This is a genomic window from Pontibacillus yanchengensis (assembly GCF_009856295.1).
Lineage (GTDB): Bacteria > Bacillota > Bacilli > Bacillales > BH030062 > Pontibacillus > Pontibacillus yanchengensis_A.
Genome location: NZ_WMEU01000023.1, coordinates 1 through 536, shown reverse-complemented (window position 1 = coordinate 536; position 536 = coordinate 1). Strand labels below are relative to the sequence as shown.

Here is a 536-nt window from a genome sequence, read left to right as displayed (position 1 = left end):
ATATCGGTGTTAGTCCCGTCCTTCATCGGCTCCTAGTGCCAAGGCATCCACCGTGCGCCCTTATTCACTTAACTAATGTGAAAAGACGCATCAAATTGCATTCGATGCTTTGTTAAAACATTTATTTCCATCGTTATTTACATAACGTTGGGTTTGGATGTCGAATTCTTATCTAGTTTTCAAGGTACTGTTTGGTGGAGCCTAGCGGGATCGAACCGCTGACCTCCTGCGTGCAAAGCAGGCGCTCTCCCATCTGAGCTAAGGCCCCGTATACGAAAATAAGGAATGGTGGGCCTGAGTGGACTTGAACCACCGACCTCACGCTTATCAGGCGTGCGCTCTAACCAACTGAGCTACAGGCCCATTCCATTATATAGATTTAATCTATCAAAACTAAACAAAACAACTATGTAAACACCGTTTGTATAGCACTGAAAGTGCTGTCGCTAGAACCCTGCCAAGAGGCAAGGCTCTAGTTCCGTATTATCCTTAGAAAGGAGGTGATCCAGCCGCACCTTCCGATACGGCTACCTTGT

General features: G+C 46.5%; 2 tRNA genes. Both read right to left on the bottom strand.

Annotated features, from left to right (window positions below):
• Positions 1 to 192: 192 nt before the first annotated feature.
• A tRNA-Ala gene (locus tag GLW08_RS21535) sits at positions 193 to 268 on the bottom strand.
• A gap of 18 nt (positions 269 to 286) precedes the next feature.
• Positions 287 to 363 (bottom strand) — tRNA-Ile (locus GLW08_RS21530).
• Between the last annotated feature and the right edge of the window lie 173 nt (positions 364 to 536).